The sequence below is a fragment of the Candidatus Hydrogenedens sp. genome, from assembly GCA_035378955.1.
In the GTDB taxonomy this organism is placed as follows: Bacteria; Hydrogenedentota; Hydrogenedentia; order Hydrogenedentales; family Hydrogenedentaceae; genus Hydrogenedens.
On sequence record DAOSUS010000023.1, the window covers coordinates 17,180 to 43,238 of the forward strand.

A 26,059-nucleotide genomic window follows, 5' to 3' on the forward strand; every position below is an offset into this window, starting at 1 on the left:
TTAGTATTATTTATAAAAATATGTTAAAATTATTATATATGACATTTGAGATGATAAAGAAATAGGAAACATTGAATTTGTTTTTTGGCTGTGATAAAAGTATACTAATAATATAACAATCTAAAAAAACAATAACTGGAGGATGGTTATATGTTGAAAGTGAAATGTGTAAGTTTTCTGGTTGCGATTGGTTTAATAGTTTTCCCGTTATTTGCGGGAGCGGAGTCCCTTAATCTGGACTTCTGCGACAGTCTTCAGAAAGTACTTGAAAATTCACTTCTGGAAGGTGTAGACCTTGGGGAATTTCAGTATTTTCTGGATATGTTTCAACCGAATAGCATGGATTTGAACGGAAAGATATATGCAGATTTGCGAACAATACCGATACCTAATGTAGCGGGTTTAACAGAGGAACAAGCTCGCACTGTCTTGAAGGCATGGGGCTTCAATGTTGTAGATACTTTCTATACACCTCATCCTTCTGTACCGGAGGGACAGGTTATTCGCACAGACCCCGGAGCAAATAAGCGGGTAATTGCTGGAAGTAATGTGCGATTACGAGTTTCTACTGGGGCTGGGGATGAACTACAACCCTCTGAGGAAATCCCTGCAGTAGAATTTATTGGTAATCTAAGTGGGAATGGAATTCTGGATATTGCCAATGAATTTGGACTTATTCAGAGAATAGGCAATGATGATACATTTGATAATGGTGTATTAACTCATGAAGAGGTTTACAATGCATGGACTCACAATTTAACCCAATTCCAGACAGATATGGGTCCAACCCTTTCTGCGGTATTACCCGGTTTAATCCCCGGTCTTTTGGAAATCTTTCTTGCTTATCTGACTTTAGGTGATGGGGACTATACGATTTATTCTCAACCTACCCCTAATCAGTTTGAAGGTTATATGAATGGAGGGGTAATTAATCCACCGACACCATCTACGGCAAAGGGCTTTGTTAAGATGACCCAGACTTTAGATGAAGGTAAAACAAATATCACAGGGATTACTTTCAATATGGATATCACGAATATTGAAGGAATAACTTCAATCACTGCAGTAAATGTATCTACATCAGAAACCTGGTGGTCTATTGATTTTGGGAAAACCAATTTATCCATTGAATATACAGTTACACCCGAACAACTTGCTATGATTGATACAACCAAGATATTCCCAAATGATGCCTACTGGAACAATTTTTATATCATTGTTAAAACAATTGCATATCCTAATGGCGAAATTGCAGTCCGATTGGGTGATTTAGAACCAAAGTCTATCCTTGCAGAAGGTGAAGGTTCTTTCGGTATTATTGCAGGATTGATTGCACTTCTTGATGAACAGCTAAGAAAAGCCACGCGTGAACAATTTGGAACAGAAATGGGATTTGATAATCCTTACTTAAAGAAAGAAAATTATGTGGGGTTAAATGATTTACTTCCAGATGCAGACGCCGATGGTGATGGTGCCAGCAATCGCTGTGAATATGAATGGTTTGATAAAGAATATTGTAGAGAACTCATTGCAAAATGTGCCGGAAGTAATGTTATTACTAAGGATGGAGTAGATACGGGTAGTAATAGCACCAAAAAAGGCAGCTTCGTTTTTAGATTATGGAATGACCCCGAAGCAGAGGAATTTTATCTGGATGTTGAAATTACTCCTGGAGTTACATTGAGCAAAATAACTCAAATTGGTATCTTTGATGGTATGAATAATGAGGCCCCATTAATTTACAATTTCCCGGGTCCATTTACTTCTTCACCTTATAAGTACAGAATTACCCAGGCTGAATTGGAATCTATGCCTGAATCAACCAATCCACATTTAATTATTTGCACCAGCAACCAACCGGGTATTACAGACCGTGGTGAAATAGGTGCAGATTTAGTTCAGTATTGCCCTGAATTGTTCTCAAATCCCGGGAAAAAATGGAAACAAGAAAAGGCAGAGATAATCCGGTATACAGAAGCGGCTTTAAATCCAAACCTTCGTCCGGATTACTGCACTATGATGAGCGGTTGCCATATTAATCTACAAAATAACCGTGTAGTTCCTCCTGTTCCGCCTATTTCGAGTGGCACGGTATATGTAGATACTATCTTATATCTTGATACACAGAATATATCTTATAAGATAACTGTGGAACATACGGTAGCCAATCCGATTTCTGCTGGTCTTTATGCGGGTGGTGTCGGAGAAAATGGTGAACTCGTCTTAGACTTAGGTAGTGCTGTTTCCCCTATAGAAAGGGTTTTAACACCAGAGGAAGCACAACTTATTAGTGGTAAGGAACTGTATGTCCTGATTACCAGTAGTGATTATCCCGATGGAGAACTAAGAGCCCAATTAGATTGCACAGCTCAAGTACGATTTGTAAACGCAAGTTTTGATTCACAATCTCTGGATGTGTGCATGAATGGATTGCCGATATTTGTATTGGCTCAATATCCTTCTGCCTCAGAATACAGGCAAGTTCTTTCAAATGAATATAATTTGAGAATATTACCGGGCACAGGAGATTACGATACATGCTCCAACACTCCGGTAATTTCTACAGCATTGGATGTTTTTGGAGATAGCAGTGTAACTCTTGTTGCGACAGGTTGGGTAGATAGTCTGGAATTATTCACATTAGAAGATGATAACCGCGCCCCTGCAGAAGGGTTTGCTAATATACGATTTGTAAACGCTGTTAAAAATGGCTACAGTGTAGATTTTAGTTTCAGTGGTTGGCCACCGGAGTTGACACCCTTATTCTCCAATATTTCTGCTCTTTCCTCGACATCTTATTATGGGATAAGTGCTCCTGATACATTGGATATTGTTATTTCTAAGGCAGGTTTGCCTGAAGAAATAATTGTTACACAGGAAGGTGTCCAGTTCTTGCCCGGTGGTGTATATACGATATTCCTTGTGGGTCCCGTTCCATTAAAGAATGGCTATCAACTCCTTATAACTGAAGACAGACCCGGTGAATTACCTCCGGAAGGCACACCGGAAGGAGTCATAGAGGGTGAAGGCACACCTGAGGGCACTCCCGAAGGTGTTATAGAGGGTGAAGGCACACCTGAGGGCATTCCTGAAGGTGTTATAGAGGGTGAAGGCACACCTGAGGGCACTCCCGAAGGCACACCGGAAGGTATCCCAGAAGGAATTGTTGAAGGTGAAGTTCCAAAACCTCCACATACTGCCGACCAGAATGGAGATTGGCAAATAAACTTATCTGAATTGCTCCGTGTAATTCAGTTCTTCAATTCGGGTGGTTATCATTGCGACCCACAGGGTGAAGATGGCTATAATCCCGGTTTGGAAGGAGATAAGACATGCCAGCCACATGCATCCGACTATCTTCCAGCGGACTGGACAATCTCTTTGAGTGAATTGCTCCGACTCATACAGTTCTTTAATTCAGGTGGCTATCATCCATGCCAAGGTAGCGAAGATGGCTATTGTGCCGGTTTATAAATTGTAAGTTAAATTGATTATGAATGTAGAGATGCGAAATATCGCATCTCTACATTTTTTTTGATAAACAAAACTATTTCTGTAAAACAGTTTTGCTCTTTAATATTGGTAGCACAGGTAAGAACACCTGTGCTACTCTTAAAAACCTTATTAGTAATTAGAAAAAAATCTATCTGGGTTCTTGATAGTAAAAAGAATAAACCATAAAGGTCATGAAGGAAATGTTACACAAAGGACACGGAGGAGATGAGGGCAAAACATGTTTTATCTCTACATTGTGAACTTTGTGTAAATTCTCTGTGCTCTCTATGGTAAAAAAATAACCCACTTAAAAATTCCAGAGCGAGGATGCTTCAGCTACATAAGTAGAAGCATAGATGAAACCTTCTAACTCCAGTGAAAAAACATTCAACAGGATTTACATGTCACGAATGCATGAATGACAAACAAATTTTTAACTGGAGATTGTTAACATCTCTGGATAAAAGAGGTTTTTATTAAACAAAGATTGGTTATTTTACAACAACAAAGGTGTTGCAATTATAGATTTGATTTAATATCTTCTATATTTACATTATCCCTGACAGTAATCTATTATATTTCAATTGCTCTATATCATTAGAGAGGATATTAATAATGCTTCTTAAAAAATGTATACTTGTATGTCTTATTAAATTAAAGAGATGAGGTATTTTCTTGTTAATACCCCATCTCTTTTTTGTGTTGCTAATGATAAAATTATAACCTATTCATAATTTCTTCACTTTGTAAAACCGCCATAGTGCGATTTACAGGCCATTTACCGGGGAAACGAATAAATTCAACATGACCATCCATATACAGGAAATTGCAACCACCAGGGACATGATTGAACTCCTGCCCTATATCTGTGCTAACCCAATCTCCGGACACAGGAATTTCACTTTGGGCTTTGGCACTTGCCGCAGGATTATTAATATCTGTTATCATAAAGCGTTCAATCCCTTCTCTCAAACGATACATAGTAAGATTTTGCGTCCCGTCGAAGAATGTGAAGTCTTCGTCGTTTTTTGACGGGTCACCTAAACGGGGATAAAGATTACCTAACATAATAACCACTTGGGGATTGTTCGCCAGTAACCAGTCTATCATCACATTTACATCCGGGTTTGCCGGTGGATCGGGTCGGTCAATAATCCCCGGAAACCATGTATTCCATGCTAAATATAAATAAGAACAGCTACTATCATCTACTTCGCAGGGATAAAATTCTTTATTAGGCACACCGGCTGTGGGTACTAAATTCCCGGCTCGGTCACCAATAACTTGGGCTAGATTGTCTGCTTTATCAAATACTTTTACCGGGTCATTCCCTGTTGTTGCAGAAGGACATAATAACACCGCAGGGTCATTTAAATATTCCGGATATACTGCCATACAGTCAAGAACAAATTCTCCACTTAATTCGGTGCAATTATAAAGTTTGGAGGGTGGAAATCTTTCACCCTTTGCTTCATTAGAATACATCTTACATGTGAGACCTATCTGTTTTAAGTTATTCTGGCATGAGGAACGGCGTGCTGCTTCACGGGCACGAGCAAGAGCCGGTAAAAGTATGGCTGCAAGGATGCCGATGATAGCAATGACGACAAGTAGTTCGATGAGAGTGAAACCATGCTTTTTCATAAAATTCTCCTTAAAATTGAAGTTTAGTTAATAATTGTAAGAAATACATTGTATTTAGCTATTGTTATTATACAACAAATTTTTGTAAAAGTCAATATATTTTTATTTTTATTAAAAAAACAAGCCCCAACATTTACATGTTGGGGCTTGTTATGTAGGTTATTTCTTATTTTTTTACTTTGGCAATATGGAAGTTTTGGGTTTGGGTTCAAATGGGGAACCATCTGTTTTACGGATACGAGCACAGAATTCCCATTGTCCACTGCCCTGACGGATTTTTGCAAGTATATGGTTCCAACCCTGTTTTAAGTGTATCCCTATTGTATCATCATCAGGCACACAAGGACGATTTGTATTTTTCCCGAATACTTTTGTTCCATTTACCCAGATACGGGCACCGTCATCACTGCCAATTAACAGGTTAACATCTTGTTCGGTATCACTCCATACATAAGTGCTTAAATAAGCGACGCGATTTTCTCCACCTAAGATTTTATGGAGTTCAACAACCATAGGTTTGTTGGGATTTGTTCCTGGTGAAACAGGTTTCCACAATGCCTTTTCAGCTTCTTCGGGTTTCTCTGGAGCGAAAACAAACTCATACAACATGTTTGGGTTAATTTCATCATTTACATAGGGACCTGATACCATCCAGGTAGTGATAAAATCTTCAAATTTGGGAACTATATCCAGAGTTTTTTGTGCTTCTTGTTTTATAAGTTCCATCTGTCCTTGATGAATAACTTTTTCAAGAGCAGGGGTAATGATATCTGGAGCAATACCAATGAGCGTTTTTGAAAGTTTAACCACAGCAACTTCTGCTTCATTTCTTACCTGTTCGTTATCAAGGTATTGAGTTACAATAGACAATGCTTCCGGATAAGATGTATTTTGTAAGGCACCTATGACACCTTTTAATACTTCGGGTTTTGTGCTAATTGCGATTACATCGTTAAACAATTGCATCCGTTGTTCAGAGGTCATATTCCAGATATTATCCGATAATTGGATAACACCTGCAAGAGCCTGCCGACGGATAGATTCGTTCTCCGTTGTGCGTGCAAGTTCCAGTAATGCATTTAAAGGCTCTGCATTTCGCCAGTTGGAAAGAGAACGAATCAAAGATTCTTTTACGGCGTCTTCGGATTCGTGAAGATATTTGAGCAGCAAAGGTAATGAACTATCTACTTTACGCTGGGCTATTTTTTCCAATGCGGCTTTCTTTATTGTTGCAGAAGGATTTAATTCTAATAAAGCAGTAATCCGTTGTACAATTTCTTCATCCGTTGCTGTTGATTTTTGTGCTAAATTCAGACATGTTTCAAGTAAAGTATCTCTCTGGGGCAGTTCTGGATTAGCACGAGCAAACTCAATCAGGACAGGAACGGGCGTATCATCAGGCCAATTATTTAACGCCTGCATCACTATACCCAATTTATCTGCGGGAGTGTTTGCATTTATATATGTGTTCAATTTTTCCCATCCTTTAGCATGACCTGAGCGCGCAAGTACACGAAGTAAAACCGTTTGCACGGGTAATGCAGGATTGGAATCCAGTACGGACGAAATTTTTGCTAATTGTGTTTCTGTTTCTTCTGGTTTCAGCAATGCAATCTTTATAATTAGTTCTTCAAATAATTCCTGTTCCTCTCCTGAACTGGCTCCCGATAATATTTGCAAAACGGTATCGAGCATTTCTGGATTAGGTTGTTCTATCAGGCTTTTTATAGCCGATATTCTACATTCGGGGTCAGCATCCCCGGCGGATTGAAGTATTATAGGTTCACTCCCGGGAACTTTTCTTGCAGCAACTAAAGGTAAAAGAATTTTCTTCAAGGTAGGATTAATATCCGATTTCTTTAAAATGTCTAACATTCCCTGTCCTGCATCATCTCCGGGCATTGAAGCAAGACTTGCCTTTGCTAATTCTGCTTCCGTTCCCTCTCCAAGGGCTTTGGAAATAAGTAATGCTACTTCCGACTTGCCACCTATTACGCCCAGTGCATTTATGCTGGCTTCTCGAATTGACGGATTCTCACTATTGAGACTGTTAACTACATACGGTAGTATATCCTTTCTTTTTTGTGAAGCAAACAGATTGATAAATTGAACCTGATTTTCGGGCGAAGCAAATGCCATTTCTTTGCATACAGCATTCAAAAGAAGTTGTTTATTTTTTATCAGAGGTGTAGCACCAATAACGAGACGAACAAAAGCGGAATCAGGGTCACTCAATGATTTAACCAAAACTTTAACCCCTTCCTCTTCGGAATATTTTAAGAGACTGCGAAGTGATGCTATACGAAGTGAAGGGGGATATGTGTTATCTGCACTTATATCGCGGATAACCGATAAAGCATCCACGGATTTTTTCTTTGCTAATATTTTATCAGCACATGCAAATGCTTGTTGTGTCAATTTCAAGCGTGCTGATTCAACGGCTTGTGAGCGAGCCGTCCATAAGGCAGAAAGAGCACTTTCATCTTCCATCATGCACAAAGCAGAACCTGCCGCAATGACCGTATCTGGTTCATTATTATTCAAGAATACGGCTATAGCAGGTATAGATTTTAAATCTTTTCGTAAACTAAGGGAAGTCATGATTCCAATACGATTTTTACCTTCTGTTGTTTGTAATGCATTTCGTAAGGAACGAGCCGCTAATTCTCCGGGTATTTTTTCGAGAGCAAAACGGGCTGAATCAAATAACTCGGGAACCTGTAATAAATCGGTTAAAACGGGAACAGATATCTGGGTGCCTAATTCTCCTAATTTTGAGCATACATATTTTTTAGCATCTGTTGTTGCATCGGAAAGCAGGAACTTAATCATTTCCTTTTCAACACTTGTCATAGACCTTTTATCCGATGTCATAACACGGAGGTACTCGTTAATCTGAGTTATTGCGGCACGACTATCTAAGGCTTTGTATCCTTTTATCCGTTCCAATAACTCAGCAAGGGGAATATAACGATTTTCTTCCCAGATACGAACCTCATTAGGTCCTGGAAAATCTTCTGGGACCGATTGGGTTACTTTACCTGTTGCACACCATTCAGCCCCACGCAGGAATGTAGTAAGGAAGCCGGCACATTGCAATGCAACAGGAGTATCCTCCTGAGGATGTCCTAAAACGGTCTGGAAAATTCTGCCTTTGCCATATTGAACGGTGAACAGAATAGGCTCATGTTCGCCGGTTCCTTTTTCTTCAGGACTGGAATATGCAGTTGCGAGAACCGTTAAGTTTTCCGCTGGACCGCGTAGACGGTCGTACAACTCATCTTTTGCATGGAGCCATATCGGAGGAAGTCCTTTTGTGATGGGATGGTTGCGGTCGCGTATAACAACCTGGAAGGTGTGCTGTGTTCCATGGCTACCGCCAGGTCCCGGAGTATTATCTTTTATCACCTTACCATCACGCCAGCGGACATACGGACCCCAGCGTTCATCACGGTTGCCCCAACCACCAAGACCGATAATCTTATTAAATTCAGGCCATTCAGGAAAGGCATTATTAGCGGCATGATAAACAACAACGCCCCCACCATTTTCGACATAAGATACAAAAGATTGTTTTACCTTCTCAGGCCAGGGGTCTCCGTTGTAATCTAAAATGACCACCTGATAATTTTGGAATTCCGGCTGAAAGGTGGAAAAATCACCGCCCTGAGCAGGTGCTTGTAATACATCTACTTGAAATAGCCCCGTTTTCTCCAGAGCATCTTTCAAAATGGGGGAACTGATGTCCCAGCGATGGTTATTTTGTCCTGTTACTATTAGGGCTTTTATGGTAGGTTCGGCAATAAGGTTTATGGGGATAAAGGTGAACATAAGGGCTACAAGGAGTATTCCCATAATCATTTGTTTTGTTCTATAACTCATATTATTTCTCCTATGTATGAAAAAAGGTTCATAAGTAATTACTATATATTTAGGTGCCACGGCTCACGCATAGGTCTGCAGAGCATACGATTGGCTTCTGAATCATTTATAAAGGTTTCTGAATCGGGGTCAAATTTTAAGGGTCTGCCTAATTTCAGGGCTATAAGTCCCAGATGACCAATCATGATAGAATGATGTGCTACTTCAGCAGGAGTAATCGTTTTTTTGCGTGTGCGGACGCATTCTAAAAAGTTTCCAATATGATTGGAAGAACGGTATAAATGTAATTCATGCGGTTTAATTTCCGTTTGAACCAGAGACCGCGGGAAAGCATCGAAGGCACCCCGGTCTACATGTATCCAGCCTTCTGAACCTTTAAATAAAACGCCACCTTTTTGCCGTGCCGTTACTAACATATCAAAACCTTCTTTAAATTTGCACAGGAATTCATAATCTTCTACAGTGTCAAAAAGCCCATCTTCTGCTTTAGGCCAATGCCCACCTCTTGGGATAATTTCGACAGGGCCTGTAAGTTCCGTTCCCATTCCCCATTGAGCTATATCACAATGATGTCCAGCCCAATCGGTTAATTGTCCCCCAGCATAATCACTAATCCAGCGGAAATTCCAATGACAACGGGCTTCACAATAAGGAGCATACGGAGCGGGACCTAACCACATATCATAATCGAACCATGGAGGTGGGTCTGATGGAGTCGTGCTACCTTTATTAATTGAATTTTTAGAAGGGAGACCTACAACAACATATTTCACTTCGCCGATGTATCCGTTACGAACAAGTTCGCATGCTTGACGAAAATGTTCCTGAGACCTCTGCCAACTACCGGTTTGCCAGATTCTGCCGTATTGTTCCACGGCATCTACAATGGCTCTACCTTCCTTAATAGAGCCTGCTAATGGCTTTTCTCCATAAATATCCTTTCCTGCTTTTGCTGCCATGATTGCAGGGATTGCATGCCATTGGTCTGGTAATGCCAACGACACCGCATCAATATCTTCCCGAGCAATTAATTCACGGAAATCGTTATAACCTGCACAGTCCTGGTTGCCATAACGGTCATTGACTTTTTTCATTGCTGATTCACGATGCTTTCCATCTACATCACATACCGCTACGACTTGTGCAGATGGTTGGTCAAGGAAACCTTCCATATTGGATGTTCCCATACCGCCGACACCGATACAACCGATTGTAATTCGTTCACTGGGAGGAACTGCTCCATCAAGTCCTAATGCTCTACCCGGAATGATATACGGGAATGCAACGGTTGCCAATGAAGCAAGCCCTGTCCTTTTTAAGAATTCCCTTCGATTTATGGATTCCTTTTTTTGCCTTTTCCGTTTCATAAAAATTACCTCCATAGATTGGGTTTTGCTATATCAATAAAAAGATTTTTCTATCATATCAGACTATCAAAACAAAAAACGAGTTTTAATTGCAAGGGAAAAAATAAATTTTTTCTTTTACCTATAGCAATGAGATTTTGAAAAGTCTAAAAATTATAATTTCTTTTGTTTTATTTGATTTTCTAAAATATGAATTGTTATGGTAATTTTTATAAAACTTTTGACAATCTTGTATTATAAGGAGACAAGCAATGAGTCATAAAACCTTGTTTGGAATACCTCTTTCGGATAAAACCATAAAGAAAGGAGAGAAATTAAAGAAGAAGTTTGCCAAAAAGTTTGGATACACAGGTACCGATGAGTTCCCTCTAATTGCTAAACCCAATGATATATTATCTCCTTTTATTAATTTGCATGATGTTTTTTCCGAGAAAGAAGGTGTTCCTCTTGACCCCAATAAAGGTATGGCTATTGGAACAATTCGTATGGGATATGGTCATTATCGCATTGGAATGGCAATAGCCTCCGCTGTTAATTACGCGGGTTATATTCCTTATTGGTTTGATTTATTGAATTTTAATAGTGCCGGGGCACGAATGATTCGTTATCTGGATTATTGGTATTCCCTGGGTTCGCGTATATCCCAAAAATCAAAGCTATTTAACCGTTTCTTTTGGGACCCCTTGATGGGCAAATGGTATCGAGGGTTGGAAAAGAATTATCCCGTGATGGCAACTGCAGAAATATTATCGGATGTATATCGTCAACTCGATTCTAATATTCCTGTTTTGGCGACACATCCCTTTAATGCACAGGGTGCAAGTTTTGCAGGGATAAAACGAGTGTTAAATCTTATTCCAGATAATTGTCCATTAGGTTTTCATCTTTCACCGCATGCGTTGCAGATAGTACAGGGGCCTTCTGAATATTTTGGTTTCCGAACATTACGAGGAATGATTCCACCAGGTATCGGGAAGGGAATTCCACAAAACCAAATAAAAGCAGTTGGACACTATGTTGACCATGAATTATTGGCTCCCTTAGAGGAAGATGTGCAAAATCGTATATCCCGTATGGATAAAAAAGAACCTCGTCGATTTTTAATTTCCATTGGAGGAGCCGGGGCACAGCAAGATTTGCTCGTAAATATTGTGAAGTTTTTATGGAAATGGATAAAAGAGGGGAAATTGATTCTATTTGTGAATTTTGGAGACCATGCAAATGCATTAGAATACTTTAAGAAAAATATTCCACAGTTTGAGGACTTGCTTATTTTGCACAATCAGTGGGAGGAAACAAAGCAGTTTGTAAAGAAAGCAATAAACAACGAGATAACAGGGACACTTCATGGTTTCCTTCACGAAAATACCTATTCTGCTGTTTATACAACAAATTTATTGATGCGTCCAAGCGATTTATTAATGACTAAACCGAGTGAACTTGCCTTTTATCCGATACCCAAACTATTATTAGAACGAGTTGGCGGCCATGAGGCATGGGGCGCCATTCGTGCCAGTGAAATTGGTGATAGTACCCCGGAATGTGTGGGGCTTGATTTTACATTGCAGGTGCTAAACATGCTCGTTGAGGAAGATGATTTGCTGAAAATGTATAATGAACAAATCCTACTACTTAAAAAGATTGGCATTTATGATGGGGCATACAAAGCAGTAGAAATTGCTTTGGAGAAGAAATTATAAAAGGGCTATTCTTACTTTTATAGAATTTTATAGAATTTTAATAGAAGCTACTATAGAAAATATCCATCAACTACACTTTATTTTTGAACTATGCCAATATAATGATATGAAATAGTAGATTTTTAATCAAAACAATAAAGAATTTTTATATAAAAAAATACCCTAAAAGTATTTGACATTATTAGTTTAATCTTGTATTATATTAATATAATAGTTGTTAATGTTAATTTAAAATTTAATATAACAACAATTCTTAAAGTTATCCGTGCTACTTGTGAGGGCTAATACATACAAAGTTCGGATAACAAAAAAGAAAGGAGAAGGGTTATGAAAAAACAGGGTTTCACACTTATTGAACTACTCGTCGTCATTGCCATTATTGGTATTCTTGCGGCAATTTTGCTGCCGGCACTCGCTCGAGCGCGAGAAGCAGCACGTCGTTCCTCCTGCCAGAATAATCTGAAACAATGGGGAACTGTCTTCAAAATGTATTGTAACGAGGCGAAAGGTGAAAGATTTCCGCCGTTACAGATTGTAAAAAGTGCTCAAGCTTCAGAACCTTATAAGGTTGCTTTGGCTGCTGCTCCAGCTGTTGAGACCATTTATCCTGAGTATCTCACAGACCCATCTATTGCCGTTTGCCCATCAGATGCCCGTGATACCACTCAGTATTTAAAGAAACAAGACGGAACTACCTGGTTGATTGATGAGCCAGAACGCTTGGATGCCAGTTATGCTTATGTTGGTTGGGTATTAGACCGTTGCAAAGAGGCTGGAATTAGTAATGTGGGTAGTTATCCAACATTGAATTCGTTGATGTCTCTTTTAGGGGGACAGGCTCCGGACCCCAGTGCACCTGTTCCCAGACAATTTGCTGCAGCAGTAGATAAACTGCTCAATGATTCACTTACTTACATTGGAGCATGTTTAAATCCAGGAAATGCTGCGGCAGCACAAGAATTGAAACGGATTGTAGATAGTGATATTTCGGTTCCAGTACCTCTCGGCAATGGAGGTAGCAGTACGATATACCGCCTCCGTGAAGGTATTGAAAGATTCTTAATTACGGATATTAATAATCCAGCCGCATCCAATAACGCTCAGAGTGAAGTCTATATTATGGTAGACCAATTCTCTGCCTATGGTGCTATAGATTTCTTCAATCACCTTCCGGGCGGTTGCAATGTGCTTTACATGGATGGTCATGTTGAGTTTATCCGTTACATCGGTTCTAACGATACAACCAATCCAGACCTCAATGCTACGGAACCCATTCTACCGAGTTTTGGTGTAGTAATCGGTGTTATCGCTCAAGCAGGTGGTTATCAATAACAAATTAATTTATAGCCCTCACAAGAAATTTCATGGGGACAGCAAAAGCTGTCCCCATTTTATAGTTTTTCCGAAAAAGTTGTATTTTTGAGTCTTTTCTGCTGGTATTTTATAAGACAGGCAATAAAACAATCTATGATTGTAAGAAAAACAGGAATATTTAAGATAGCCTTTATTTTTTATTTTAAGCTTGATAAAAATTTGACTTTTGACTTGTAACTATGTATTATTAATATTGTAGTTATTAAGTGTTCTTTAATAATTTAACAAACAATTAAACCCGAATGTTATCCGGGCGACTTGCGAGGGCTTAGATAAAAAATGTCTCGGGTAACAGAAGAAAAAGGAAAGGAGTAGGGTTATGAAAAAACAAGGTTTCACACTCATTGAACTACTCGTCGTCATCGCCATTATTGGTATTCTCGCCGCAATATTGTTGCCGGCACTTGCCCGTGCACGAGAAGCGGCACGTCGTTCCTCCTGTCAGAATAACCTGAAACAGTGGGGTGTCGTATTGAAGATGTATTGCAACGAAGCAAAAGGTGAAAGATTTCCGCCGTTGCAAGTTGTCAGAACAAAGTGCGAAAATCCAGCAGAAAATTACAAATTTGCAATTGCAGCAGCACCTGCCGTAGATACTATTTATCCTGAATATCTGACAGATCCCTCCATTGCCATCTGTCCGTCGGATGCACGGGATACCGCACAGTACCTGAAAAAACAGGATGGTACCACATACTTAACATGTGAACCAGAACGCATTGATGCCAGTTATGCTTATTTAGGTTGGGTCTTCGACCGTAATAAAGAATTAGGAACAGCGCCACTGAGTAACTACTCCGTATTGAATAGTCTCATTTCATTAATGGGTGGTCAGGCAGTCAGTAGTTCTTCCCCTGTTCCAATTCAATTAGCAGAAGCCGTCAGCAAATTAATCACTGACTCACTTACACCTATAGGTGCTTGCATTAGCAGTCCTAACCAAGCAGCTGCAACTCAATTAATGGCAATTGCTGACAGAGATATCTCTGTTCCAGCAGGCACAGGAAATGGTGGAAGTAGCACAGTATACAGACTTCGTGAAGGTATTGAAAGATTCTTGATTACGGATATTAATAATCCAGCCGCATCAAATAATGCTCAGAGTGAAGTCTATATCATGTTAGACCAATTCTCTGCCTATGGTGCCATTGATTTCTTCAATCACCTTCCGGGCGGTTGCAATGTGCTTTACATGGATGGTCATGTTGAGTTTATTCGTTACATCGGTTCTAACGATACAACCAATCCGGATGTAAATGCTACAGAACCTATATTGCCCAGTGTTGGTGTTGTTATTGGTATCATATCTCAAGCAGCTGGTTATCAATAATATTTAACTTTTTCCGCCCTCGCAAGGAATTCCATGGGGACAGTAGATGCTGTCCCCATTCTTTTTTTAAATACATAAAAACTGTACAAATCATTTATATAGTGAAAAAATTTGCAGTATATTAATTTTTGTGGTATGATAGTTCTACTATTACAAATGTGGTTTCATTTTTATGTTAGTAAAAAAGTCTCCAGACATAATACAAAAATTGGATATACTTACTCGTGGGGCAAAATACGATGTTTCTTGTGCATCCAGTGGTGTAGAAAGAAAATCATCAACCGGAAAACTGGGAAATACTTTGTCAGGGGGGCTTTGCCATAGTTGGTCATCAGATGGAAGATGTATTTCCCTTCTAAAAACACTTCAAACTAATTATTGCCATAACAATTGTGCCTATTGTATTAATCGTTGCAAAAATGACATAAAACGGACAACAGTGGCTCCTGAGGAATTGGCAAATATAACTTATGAATTTTACCGCAGAAATTATATCGAGGGGCTTTTCTTGAGTTCAGGAATATTTAACAATGCTAATCGCACTATGGAACTTATGTTAGACACGGTAAAGATATTAAGGAAACGCTATGGATTTAATGGATATATTCATATGAAGATACTTCCGGGAGCCGAAGAAAACGCCATCGAAGAGGCTATTTTGTGGGCAGATAGGGTAAGTATTAATGTGGAATTACCAACAACATCCTCTTTGCAATTACTTGCTCCACAAAAAGATTTGAAACAAATTATTGCTACAATGCGTAAAATAAATGTAATTCGAGAAAAGTTGCTTTCTTCCTCACAGGGAAATGGTTTTTACGCCAAGAGCGGTCAAAGCACCCAGATGATTATCGGTGCTACCCCAGAAACGGATTGGCAAATTTTACGACTTTCGGAATATCTGTATAGAAATATTCAATTAAAGCGAGTATATTACTCTGCCTATGTTCCATTAAATCAAGACCCTATTTTACCTTCTTTTACGAACCCACCTTTGCGACGCGAACATCGTTTATATCAAGCGGATTGGCTTCTTAGGTTTTACAAATTTTCATTAGATGAACTTCTTACAGAAAAAAATCCTAATCTTGACGAGCGTTTTGACCCTAAAGTCTCTTGGGCATTGAGACATTTACAGTTTTTTCCTGTGGAAATTATGCGAGCGGATATATTCCAGTTGCTCCGTGTTCCTGGGATAGGTCCTACATCAGCCCGAAGGATTATACAGGCAAGGAAAACCGGGACATTGAATATGGATATCCTGAAAAAATTAGGGGTTGTCGTTAAAAGGGCTATTTATTTTATAACTATACAGGGAAGATATTTTGGTAGCATTTCTTTAGACCATCCTCTATTGCCTGAAAAACTTTTAGAACGAGAATTTCCTAATGATGTAGAAGTCGGAGATTTGTTTAATCATGAACAACAACTTGCCTGAAAAGCAGCCTCCAGAAAAAACTGACTGGCTATTGTTTCCCCAAGAAATAAGCCGCGATGATATTGAAAAAGAGATTAAGAAAACCCCGATTGCTATACAAAAAATATTAAATTACTATCTTTTAACAGACTTTGAAAGCAAATATGAAGAAATTCATCTTTTTTTAAAGCATTTCAATGAAAACAAGAAAATACCGATTGCAAAAATAAATAACCCTGTTATTTATAAAATAATAAAAACAGCGAGAAGTATCCAGAGACAAATTCATAAATTGATGGGATTACTTCGTTTCCGAGAAATTGAAGGCGGGTATCTCTATGCGTCATTTACTTCTGATTTCAATATAATAGGTCCTCTTTCTTTGCATTTTTCACGAAGGTTCCCCGAGGAAAAACTTATAATTCACGATACAAAACGGAGGAAAGCCTTATTCGTAGAAAAAGGAAAGTTATATGAAGTAGTTTCTCTTAATACATTGCCATCGGATACAGATGAGGAAAGTTTTTTTCGATAATTATGGCAAAGGTATCATCAAAATATCTCTATTACAGAGAGAGAAAACAAGAAACTTCAGAGGCAAAATATTCCTCTTAAATTTCAACATTGGTTAACGGAATTTAAGGGTTCCTGTGCTCTCCCCCAATTAGATGGGAATAGGGAAAATATTTAAATAGAAATATTTTTAAGAGACATTATTACTTTCTTACCTACCGAGATGGAATAGGAATTGCAAATAGGTTAGGTAGTAAGAATGTTTCTGTTATAGGGATTGAAGATACAACCTTTTTCAATATTTAGATTTCGATATAGACCTTATTCAATTAAGAAATCCCTATTGGAGAATAATTATAATAAATGCACTTGTTTTAATTATAAATAGTTTAGGGAAGAATAGATGCATATTATATTAGCAAAACCTCGTGGATTTTGTGCGGGTGTTGAAAGGGCAATTCATTGCGTCAAACGCGCCCTGGAATTATTTGGAAAACCGGTATATGTCCTGAACCATATTGTTCATAATACTCATGTTGTAGAAATGCTAAAAAAACAGGGGGCTATTTTTGTGCGGAATATAGAAGATGTTCCGACAAATTCTATTTTACTATTCAGTGCCCATGGGGTTGGACCGGAACAATGGGAAAAAGCACGGAAAAGAAATTTAAAAATAATTGATGCTACTTGCCCATTAGTAGAGCGTGTTCATCGTTTAGCAAAGAAATACGCAGAACAGGGTTATACGATATTACTTATAGGAGATGCAGGGCATGATGAAACTATCGGGACAATGGGCTGGGCAAAAGGGAATGTATTTTTAGTTCAAAATGTCCGCGATGCAGAAACAATCGAAATTCCAGAAACCAATCGTATCGCTTATATAACTCAAACAACTTTGAGTGTAGAGGATTGCAAAAAAATTGTGGATATTCTCCAACAGCGTTTTCCTAATTTACAATCTCCATCCCGCGGAAATATATGTTATGCAACAACGAACCGCCAAAAAGCCGTGCTATCTTTAGCGGAAAAAGCAGATATTGTAATTGTTGTAGGAGATTCGGAAAGTGCAAACAGTCGCCGACTTGTAGACATAGCCAAAAGTGCAGGTAAAATTGCCTATTTGGTTCTCGATGCCACAGAAATTCAACCGAAGTTTTTAGAAGGGGTAAAAACCGTTTTAATCACTTCTGGAGCATCTGTTCCTGAGGAACATGTTCAGGGAGTTATCCAGTTTTTATCTTCTATTGAAACCTGCACAATCGAAGAAATTTGTGTTGCATCGGAAAATGTTCATTTTCAAATTCCAAAAGAAATAAAAGATAACCATTAATTTCATGTATTTCGGTTTTGGAGAAAAAAATCAATGGATTGGAACAAATCACTTGAAAAAATAGCAAAAACAAATCCAACATTAGATATACGCACAGACCGACTATCTCGCTGGTTATATGCTACAGATGCTTCTATATATGAACTTATGCCTGCGGGTGTGGCTTTTCCAAGAAATACTGATGAGGTTCAGCAATTAGTTGTTCTATGTGCTAACGAAGGTATACCCCTCATACCGAGAGGAGCCGGCTCGGGTTTAGGGGGTGGTGCTATTGGCGAAGGTTTGATTATTGACCTTTCTCGTTATATGCGAAACACTTCCAGAGTTAACAAAGAAGAACAATCGATATGGGTTGATGCGGGGACAGTACTGGATAATCTGAATGATTTTGTCAAACCTGTTGGATTGATGTTTGGTCCGGATGTAGCAACGAGTTCCCGAGCGACGATTGGCGGAATGATTGCGAATAACTCCTCCGGTGCTTTTGTGCATCATTATGGAGTTACAATAGACCATATTCATGCTATTGAAATAATTACATCTACCGGAGAAAGACAAATCCTGGATAAAGATACACCTGAAACATGGAAGAAATTAGAAATTATTGCAGATTTGGTAAAACCGCATATATCGGAGATACAAGCCCTATTTCACGATGGTATAAAAAAGCGCTGGCCTGGATATGCATTAGACCGTTACTGTAAAATTCTCCCCTGTCCCATTCCTCTCTTCGGTGGAAGTGAAGGGACTTTAGGAATTATTACACGAGCCAAATTAAATCTCGTTCCCATTCCCGGACAGCGGACTTCGATTGTTTTTATGTTTCATACGATAGAAGAAGCCATGAATGCCATTGTCCCTTTGATGAATTTCCAGCCTGCAAGCATTGAACATATTGATGATATTCTTTTCAATCAAACACGGGGACAACGCAATTTTGAACCTGTTCGTCAATTATTAGGTCTGGATAGTGCTCAATATAAATCGTTGCTTTTTGTGGAATTCTTCGACCCCCCTCAGGACCTTATCAATGAAGTGCTAAACCTAAAATTAGGGCAAAATTTCCTTTACTGCAAAGATGTTCAGCAACGCAATATGCTCTGGGAATTCCGTAAAGCAGGGTTATCATTACTCACAGGAATGAAAGGTTCTGCCAAACCTGCCACAGGTGTTGAGGATACAGCGGTTCGTCCTGAAGATTTACATTTGTATGTTCAGGAATTGTCGGAAATTATGAACCGCTACGAGGTGCAGGCTTCTTTTTATGGACATGCTTCTGCGGGGCTTTTGCATGTCCGCCCTGTATTAGATTTGCATAAACCTACGGATATTAAAAAATTTCGCAAATTAGCGGAGGATGTTTTTACCCTGGTTCGAAAATATCGGGGAACTTTTACCGGGGAACATGGAGTAGGAATGGCTCATTCCGAATTTATGAAAGAGCAAATCGGAGAGAATCTTTTCCGACTCATGGCACAAATCAAGCATACCCTTGACCCTCAATGCTTGATGAACCCCGGTAAAATAACAGATGTGTCTCGTTTCCGTTTTGATGAAAACCTGCGATGGCGGAAATTAACCCTTCCCTTTGAACCTTGTTTAGCCTTTTCTGCAAAAGATAACTCTTTTATTGGTAATTTAGAACAATGTAATGGATGTGGAGCCTGCCGAAAAGAAACCCCTACTATGTGTCCTACTTTTATTGCTCGCGGCGAAGAAATTCTCTCCACACGAGGTAGAGCCAATATTATCCGCCATATAATCGAGGAATCTGCACATAATCCGAATATATTATATTCCTCGGAACTTGAACAAGCCCTAAAATATTGCCTTGCCTGCCGTGCCTGCACTGTGGAATGTCCCTCTAATGTAAATATGTCCCTCTTAAAAGCGGAATTGCTCCATGCTCTGAACTCAAAATACCTACCCCGATTTACAAAATTCCTGCTAAGTAATATAGATACATTTGGCAAAATAGCAAGTTTGACACCTTCATTGGCAAATTTTAGTCTAAATAACAAGTGGTTGCGGAATATCTTGGAGCATTTCTCCGGAATTATAGCAAAGCGACCTTTGCCCTTGTATGCTCGTGAACCTTTCCACCGCTGGTTTTATAAAACCTATAACGGTTGGAAAACTCCTAAGGGAATACGAGGAACTATTTTACTATGGGATGATTGCTTCACACGCTACCATGAACCCGAAATCGGGAAGGATGCCGTAAAAGTATTGACATCCGCAGGATTTCGAGTAGAGATTTTGCCTGACAGAAGTTGTTGTGGTAGACCGTCATTCAGTGTCGGAAACCTCGAAAATGCACGAAAAAAAGGTGAACAAAATTTAAATATCTTAAAGGATAGAAAAGAACCTATCCTATTTTTAGAACCTTCATGCTTTACCATGTTTTATGAGGATTATAAAGAATTAAAACTGGAATCAGCGGAAATGATTGCAGAAAAATCCATGCTTTTAGAAGAATTTCTGGTAAATCTACTGGATAGCGATTCTTCTGCTTTATCTTTTTCTCGAAATAAATCTATGCAGATTGCAGTACATACTCATTGTCATACAAAAGCAACTCGTGGAAGCATACCTATGAAAAGACTCTTATCTCGCATTCCGAATGCGCAGGTTCAAATACTACCTTCTGCCTGTTGTGGAATGGCAGGTGCCTACGGAATAATGAAAGATACTTATGAACTATCTATGGATGTAGGTAAACACCTAAAAGAATTGATAGAAAAATTACCCAATAGTACAAAAGTAGTCGCTTCTGGCACCAGTTGTAGACAACAAATCTCCTATATAACTAATCGGAAAGCAGAACATTTTATACAGGTTCTTGCACAAACAATAAATTAAAAGGAGACTACAATGTTAACAGGGAGAAAACGAAAATTATTATTTTGGAGTTTTTTCATTTTAGCCCCTATCTTATTTCCTGTTATTACATTCTTTGCTCTGGCACATTATAGTGCCTATCACAATCCCATGCCCCAAGATTTCAGACAAAGCATATACAAAGATACGGAACGAAAACCTCTTGCCCAACCTATAACACTAAAAATCGTAACCTACAACATTCAAGATACCTGGGTTGTAGGCAGATATCGTCCTGAACGAATGTATGCCTTATCTCAAAAATTAGCGGAATTCGACCCGGATATTGTTGGTTTTCAAGAATCTTTTATAAAGAAAGACCGTGATATTCTTATAAAAGAACTTACATCCAAAAGCAGACTAAAATATTATCAATATTATCCGAGTGGTCTATTAGGTAGTGGTAAATTTACGATGAGTGCCTTTCCTATTCGCGAAAATTTCTTTTACCGTTATAAAGTTACGGGTGACTGGTATCGTTTCTGGGAAGGGGACTGGTGGGCAGGTAAAGGCTCGGGACTGGCTCGAATTGAAATCCCCGGAGTAGGTTTCCTCGATTTTTATAACACACACTTACAGGCAGGCTACGGAAACCCTCGTTATCGTGCTGTAAAAGAAGCACAGGCAAAAGAATTAGCAGATTTTATTAATACATCCTGCTGGACAGAGTTCCCCGTGATTTTGGTCGGAGACCTAAACACACGAAGAGGTGAAGATGCTCATGACAGTTTGGTAGTTATTGCTAATCTGGTGCGGATAATAAATATTGACTCAAGCATTGACCACATTTATGCAAGAAAAAGTCCCTATTATCAATTTGAAGTATTAGAAACCGTAGAACTTCAAGAAGGAATAAGTGCTACAGGGAAACCTATTCGATTAAGTGACCATAATGGCTATATGACAACGGTAAAAATAACCCCAATTGGAAACTAAACCTATAAGGAGAATAAAAAATGTTAAAAAACTTTAACAAAATTCACTGCTTAACGCTTATTTTATTATGTTCTTTCTCTATATGGACCTTTGCAGAAGCGTCTCTGGATGAAGTTTCCGCAAAGTTAATATCTGCATGGGAAAAACAAAAAACCATTAAAGCCGATGTAGGAGCAGATGCTAATATCCCCATAAATAATACCAATAGTATGAAGTTAAAGGGAATTGGGGAATTATTCATCAAGCGTGATGGTGATAATGATAAATTCGCCCAGAAACTTTCTGCCTTCCCCGCTTCAGCAGTAGAATCCGGAAATTCAGCACTTATGAATACTCCTGTTGCAAAAGCCACAGTTATCTTCGATGGCAAAGAATTTTTCGTTACATATCAATTACTTGCTGTTACTGATACCATCAAAACATCGCCCGACATTACTAAAGGGGCAATTCCTATCGGAGGGAAAAAAATGTTTGATACCGTTAAGGAAAAGATGAATATCACTGTAGGACCTGAAACGGAATGGGATGGGAAAAAGATGGTAGCCTTAAAACTTGAACCGAAAGAAGGACCCGGTGGTGATTTTTCTTCTGCCCATGTGCTGATGGACCCCGATTTAGGAATTATCCGCAGATTGGAAATTATCGGCAAGGACCAAACACCCATGTTCCTTCTCAAATATAAAAATGTTAAAACAGGTATTGATATTCCCGATGAAACATTTCAGATACCGGCACAAACTACACCTACTCCTCCCACAAACGGGAAATAAAAACTTTCAAATATGCAGGAAATAATTAGGAGGGGTATATTTTTATATACCCCTGATTTTTTTACTCATTAATTGCAACAATTTTGTTAGAAACCCTATTAATTATATTCCTGGGAACCTGAACACAAATATAGTCATAAATCTTTTTTTATATTTCAAAAATAAGTTATACTTATTCAAAAAAGAATTACACCTTATTTAGAGACAAACTTATGGGACATATCGTCAATCCAGAACGGGAATATCGGTTATTGCAACAGCAAATGGATAACTCTATAACCACAGTCCCTCCATCGCCCATATTAACAGAAATTTTAAAGATTTTATTTACTCCAGAAGAAGCACAACTTGCCCGACATTTACCCACACGACCTATATCAATAAAAAAATTAGCAAAACAATTAGATATGGAACAAATGGCTTTGGAGGATAAACTTTGTGATTTAGCCCTTCGTGGACTTGTGGTAGATGTTAAAAAAGGAGATGAACATTTCTTTTCACTGTCCCCAGTGTTAGGTGGTATTTTTGAATTTATCATGATGCGTACCCGTGATAATTTGCCTATATCTGAATTAGCCAAACTTTTTGATGAATACTTAAAAAAGAATAAAGAATTTATATATAGTGCTTTTGATACGGACTATCCTTTTGCTCGAACTTTTATTCGTGAGGAAACATTAGAAATAGCAGTAGCAGATAGCACGGAGATATTGGATTGGGAACGAGTCTCAAAGATTATTGAAACGGCTACAAATTTGAGTTTGGGATTGTGTGCCTGTCGTCATAACAATCACCACCTTGGTAAAGCATGCTCTGCACCTTTGGAAACCTGTATATCTATAAATGGTGGTGCAGATGCCATGATACAAATGCAAATCTCAAAGCCAATCACAGCGAAAGATGCATTGAAAATTGTGGAGGAATGCAAATCTCAACAATTAGTCCAGATAGGCGATAATGTTCAACAACAGGTTACCTTTTTATGCAATTGCTGCTCCTGTTGTTGCTCTTTATTGAATGCAATACGCACATGTAATATTAAACACGCTATCAAAACTTCGAATTGGATAATGTCGGTTAATACGGAGCAATGCAAAGGATGTGGAAAATGTTCCCAGGTCTGTCCTGTCAATGCAATTGATATAAAAAGCCCGATAAACACAGATGGAACAAATACTCATAAAACTGCCCAAGTAGATGAGACACTATGCTTGGGGTGTGGAGTATGTGCGACGGTGTGCAAATCGGGAGCCATTACTATGAAACCCCGTCCTCAACGAGTATTCCCTCCTGAAACGGCCTTTGACCGCATGGTTCAACGGGCTATTGAAAGAGGAAAACTCGCCGATTTAATTTTAGAAAATCCTGAAAAATTGTCCTATCGTGCCTTTGCTCGTATATTATCTATTCTTGAAAAAACAACTCCCGGTAAAGCATTATTGGCAATAAAACCTCTCCAATCCATCTTTTTCCAGCAAGCCATTAAAATCCTAAGTAAAACATAAATATAGTTCAGCATAAATTTTCTCTAATACATTTTATAAGGATACTTTGTGAAAGAAAACCGAAACAACTATTTCTGCTTAATTATAAATATCTTCATTCTCTCTACTTTATTTTCTTTTATGTGTTTACCACAAGGGCATTCTGAAGAAGCCCCCGTTTCATATCAAACAAAGGACCTTGTCCCTCTCTGGACAGCCACAAATGGGTATATCTCAATAAATAATTCAGAAGAACTGCAATTAGAACCCAAAGGAAATCGCATAACCTATGCATTTCCCATCTTTAATCAACCTATAAACATTCTAACCTGGGAAGTTACTTTTCGAATTAGGAAGAAATACAATGAAGACTTTCGTGCCGGGTTAGGACTTGCCGAAATGAATTTGAACAATCCTAAAACTTCCGTAGAAATAGGGATATTAAAAGGAAACGAAATAAGAGCAAATCCTATTGGTTTTTCCCCTAAAATGCTTTTTACTGTTTCAGAGGACCAAGATGTAAAAATATCTATACAAAAAGGAAAAATAACATACGGAATTTCAGTAAACAATGAAAATTTCTCTACTATCCCCGTTACTCATCTCCCTCCCCATCTTTATCCTGTGATATACATTCAATCTTGTTCCGCAGTTTTTAAAGATATGAAATTATCATTGATAGAACAAGAACAGAAAAAGACTGCTTCCGAACTCCATCTATCCCAGCTTTCTACTGGGAAAATAGAGAAACAAAATCTTAAAACACTTCCCCGTATTCGGTTGGGAGAAAGAAATGGGAAAAAAGTTTTTATAATAGATAGCAATAATGAATTATTTGTTCCACGGGGATTTAATCATGTAGTTTTAGAACATGGCAATTCTGGTTGGCACGCTTTATTTAATACAAATGTTTACCAATCCGATAAAATGGATTCTGTATTGAGACAAATATCAGTCTGTGGTGTGTATTTGAAAAAATCCGAACCGATTTTATTAATGGGCTCGGCGGGCGGAATTCCCCCCGAACCCCCCTTCCGCCCGCCTCGCCAAAAAGCGGAAGCGGAAAGGACGATTTCAAGTTTTTCTAATCCCGCCCTGCGGGATTGCGAGGCTGTGCCTCGCTTGGCGGCAAATTCTTTTCAGAAAATAATGTGGTTTGTTCTTGTAAAAATTCTTTTATTCTTTTTTCTGCTAAATCACAATATTTTTTATCAATATCATAAGCAACATATTTTCTTTTTGTTTTTAACGCCGCGATACAAGTTGTCCCACTGCCAACAAATGGATCTAAAACAATTTCATCCTCAAATGTGTAAAGCTGAATTAAACGATATGGTAATTCGACTGGAAAAGGCGCAGGGTGGCCCACTTTTGAAGCTCGCTCTGCGGCGAATTTCCAAACGCTTTTTGTAAACTCTAAAAATTCCTCTTTTGAAATAGTGCTTTTTCTCTTTTGCGGATTTAATCTAGTAAAGGTATCTTTACAAAAAACAAGAATATATTCGTGAATATCCCGCAACACCGGATTGTTAGCTTTTAAGTATGTCCCCCAGGCGGTTGAAGGGCTGGCACTACTTCCTTTATCCCATAGGATTTCCCCCCTCATCAAAAAACCTATAGACTGCATGTCTTCAATAATATAGCTATGAAGCGGTATATAGGGCTTTCTACCTAAATTCGCAACATTTATACAAGATCTACCGCCGGGGACTAAAACTCTGTATGTCTCTTTGAATACGCGTTTTAGTAATTCTCTATATTCTTTAAGAGATAAATTCTCGTCATATTCTTTACCAACATTGTAGGGCGGCGAAGTAACCATCAAATGGACGCTATTATCTGGAAGCTCTGACATAGCTTCACTACTTTTACAAAAAACTTTATTTATATTTTGGGGCTCAATCTGATTTTCTACATACTCAACATCTTTTCCG

14 protein-coding genes and 1 pseudogene are annotated in these 26,059 nt (G+C 38.6%); 11 read left to right on the forward strand and 4 right to left on the reverse strand.

The window, feature by feature from the left end; all coding sequences use genetic code 11:
* The first annotated feature begins 150 nt into the window (after positions 1 to 150).
* Positions 151 to 3,474, forward strand: coding sequence for a DUF4397 domain-containing protein (locus tag PLA12_06675; protein HOQ32178.1), 3,324 nt, complete (start codon positions 151 to 153; stop codon positions 3,472 to 3,474).
* 738 nt (positions 3,475 to 4,212) lie between these two features.
* Here PLA12_06675 and PLA12_06680 read toward each other — a convergent pair.
* The 3 genes from PLA12_06680 to PLA12_06690 form a co-directional block, all read right to left on the reverse strand.
* On the reverse strand, positions 4,213 to 5,139 hold the full coding sequence (locus PLA12_06680; protein HOQ32179.1) for a DUF1559 domain-containing protein: 927 nt from the start codon (positions 5,137 to 5,139) through the stop codon (positions 4,213 to 4,215).
* 174 nt (positions 5,140 to 5,313) lie between these two features.
* Positions 5,314 to 9,021 carry a HEAT repeat domain-containing protein gene (locus PLA12_06685; protein ID HOQ32180.1) on the reverse strand — a complete coding sequence of 1,236 codons (3,708 nt, stop codon included), beginning with the start codon at positions 9,019 to 9,021 and terminating at the stop codon, positions 5,314 to 5,316.
* A gap of 41 nt (positions 9,022 to 9,062) precedes the next feature.
* Complete coding sequence (locus tag PLA12_06690; GenBank protein HOQ32181.1) at positions 9,063 to 10,388, reverse strand: Gfo/Idh/MocA family oxidoreductase; 1,326 nt, start codon at positions 10,386 to 10,388, stop codon at positions 9,063 to 9,065.
* Positions 10,389 to 10,639: 251 nt separating this feature from the next.
* Here PLA12_06690 and PLA12_06695 point away from each other — a divergent pair, with 251 nt between their 5' ends.
* From PLA12_06695 to PLA12_06740, 10 genes and pseudogenes are all read left to right on the forward strand, one after another.
* The gene (locus PLA12_06695; protein HOQ32182.1) at positions 10,640 to 12,088 is read left to right on the forward strand and encodes a hypothetical protein; all 1,449 of its coding nucleotides are present in this window, start codon (positions 10,640 to 10,642) and stop codon (positions 12,086 to 12,088) included.
* 327 nt (positions 12,089 to 12,415) lie between these two features.
* On the forward strand, positions 12,416 to 13,420 hold the full coding sequence (locus tag PLA12_06700; protein HOQ32183.1) for a DUF1559 domain-containing protein: 1,005 nt from the start codon (positions 12,416 to 12,418) through the stop codon (positions 13,418 to 13,420).
* Positions 13,421 to 13,781: 361 nt separating this feature from the next.
* Positions 13,782 to 14,792 (forward strand): DUF1559 domain-containing protein, encoded by a 1,011-nt coding sequence (locus tag PLA12_06705; GenBank protein ID HOQ32184.1) that lies wholly within the window; start codon positions 13,782 to 13,784, stop codon positions 14,790 to 14,792.
* Positions 14,793 to 14,964: 172 nt separating this feature from the next.
* Positions 14,965 to 16,230 (forward strand): putative DNA modification/repair radical SAM protein, encoded by a 1,266-nt coding sequence (locus tag PLA12_06710; protein HOQ32185.1) that lies wholly within the window; start codon positions 14,965 to 14,967, stop codon positions 16,228 to 16,230.
* Positions 16,211 to 16,900, forward strand: a pseudogene (locus PLA12_06715) (TIGR03915 family putative DNA repair protein). Before PLA12_06710 ends, PLA12_06715 begins: the two are co-directional and overlap by 20 nt.
* A gap of 225 nt (positions 16,901 to 17,125) precedes the next feature.
* The gene (ispH, locus tag PLA12_06720; GenBank protein HOQ32186.1) at positions 17,126 to 18,055 is read left to right on the forward strand and encodes a 4-hydroxy-3-methylbut-2-enyl diphosphate reductase; all 930 of its coding nucleotides are present in this window, start codon (positions 17,126 to 17,128) and stop codon (positions 18,053 to 18,055) included.
* Positions 18,056 to 18,088: 33 nt separating this feature from the next.
* A complete protein-coding gene (locus tag PLA12_06725) occupies positions 18,089 to 20,917 on the forward strand; it encodes an FAD-linked oxidase C-terminal domain-containing protein (protein ID HOQ32187.1) in 2,829 nt (942 codons plus the stop codon).
* A 12-nt stretch (positions 20,918 to 20,929) separates the two neighbouring features.
* Positions 20,930 to 21,871 (forward strand): endonuclease/exonuclease/phosphatase family protein, encoded by a 942-nt coding sequence (locus PLA12_06730; GenBank protein HOQ32188.1) that lies wholly within the window; start codon positions 20,930 to 20,932, stop codon positions 21,869 to 21,871.
* A gap of 20 nt (positions 21,872 to 21,891) precedes the next feature.
* Positions 21,892 to 22,641 (forward strand): hypothetical protein, encoded by a 750-nt coding sequence (locus tag PLA12_06735; GenBank protein HOQ32189.1) that lies wholly within the window; start codon positions 21,892 to 21,894, stop codon positions 22,639 to 22,641.
* Between the two features lie 212 nt (positions 22,642 to 22,853).
* A complete protein-coding gene (locus PLA12_06740; protein ID HOQ32190.1) occupies positions 22,854 to 24,146 on the forward strand; it encodes a 4Fe-4S binding protein in 1,293 nt (430 codons plus the stop codon).
* Between the two features lie 1,063 nt (positions 24,147 to 25,209).
* Here PLA12_06740 and PLA12_06745 read toward each other — a convergent pair.
* Positions 25,210 to 26,059, reverse strand: an 850-nt coding sequence (locus tag PLA12_06745; GenBank protein ID HOQ32191.1) for a site-specific DNA-methyltransferase, incomplete at its 5' end; no start/stop codon positions are given.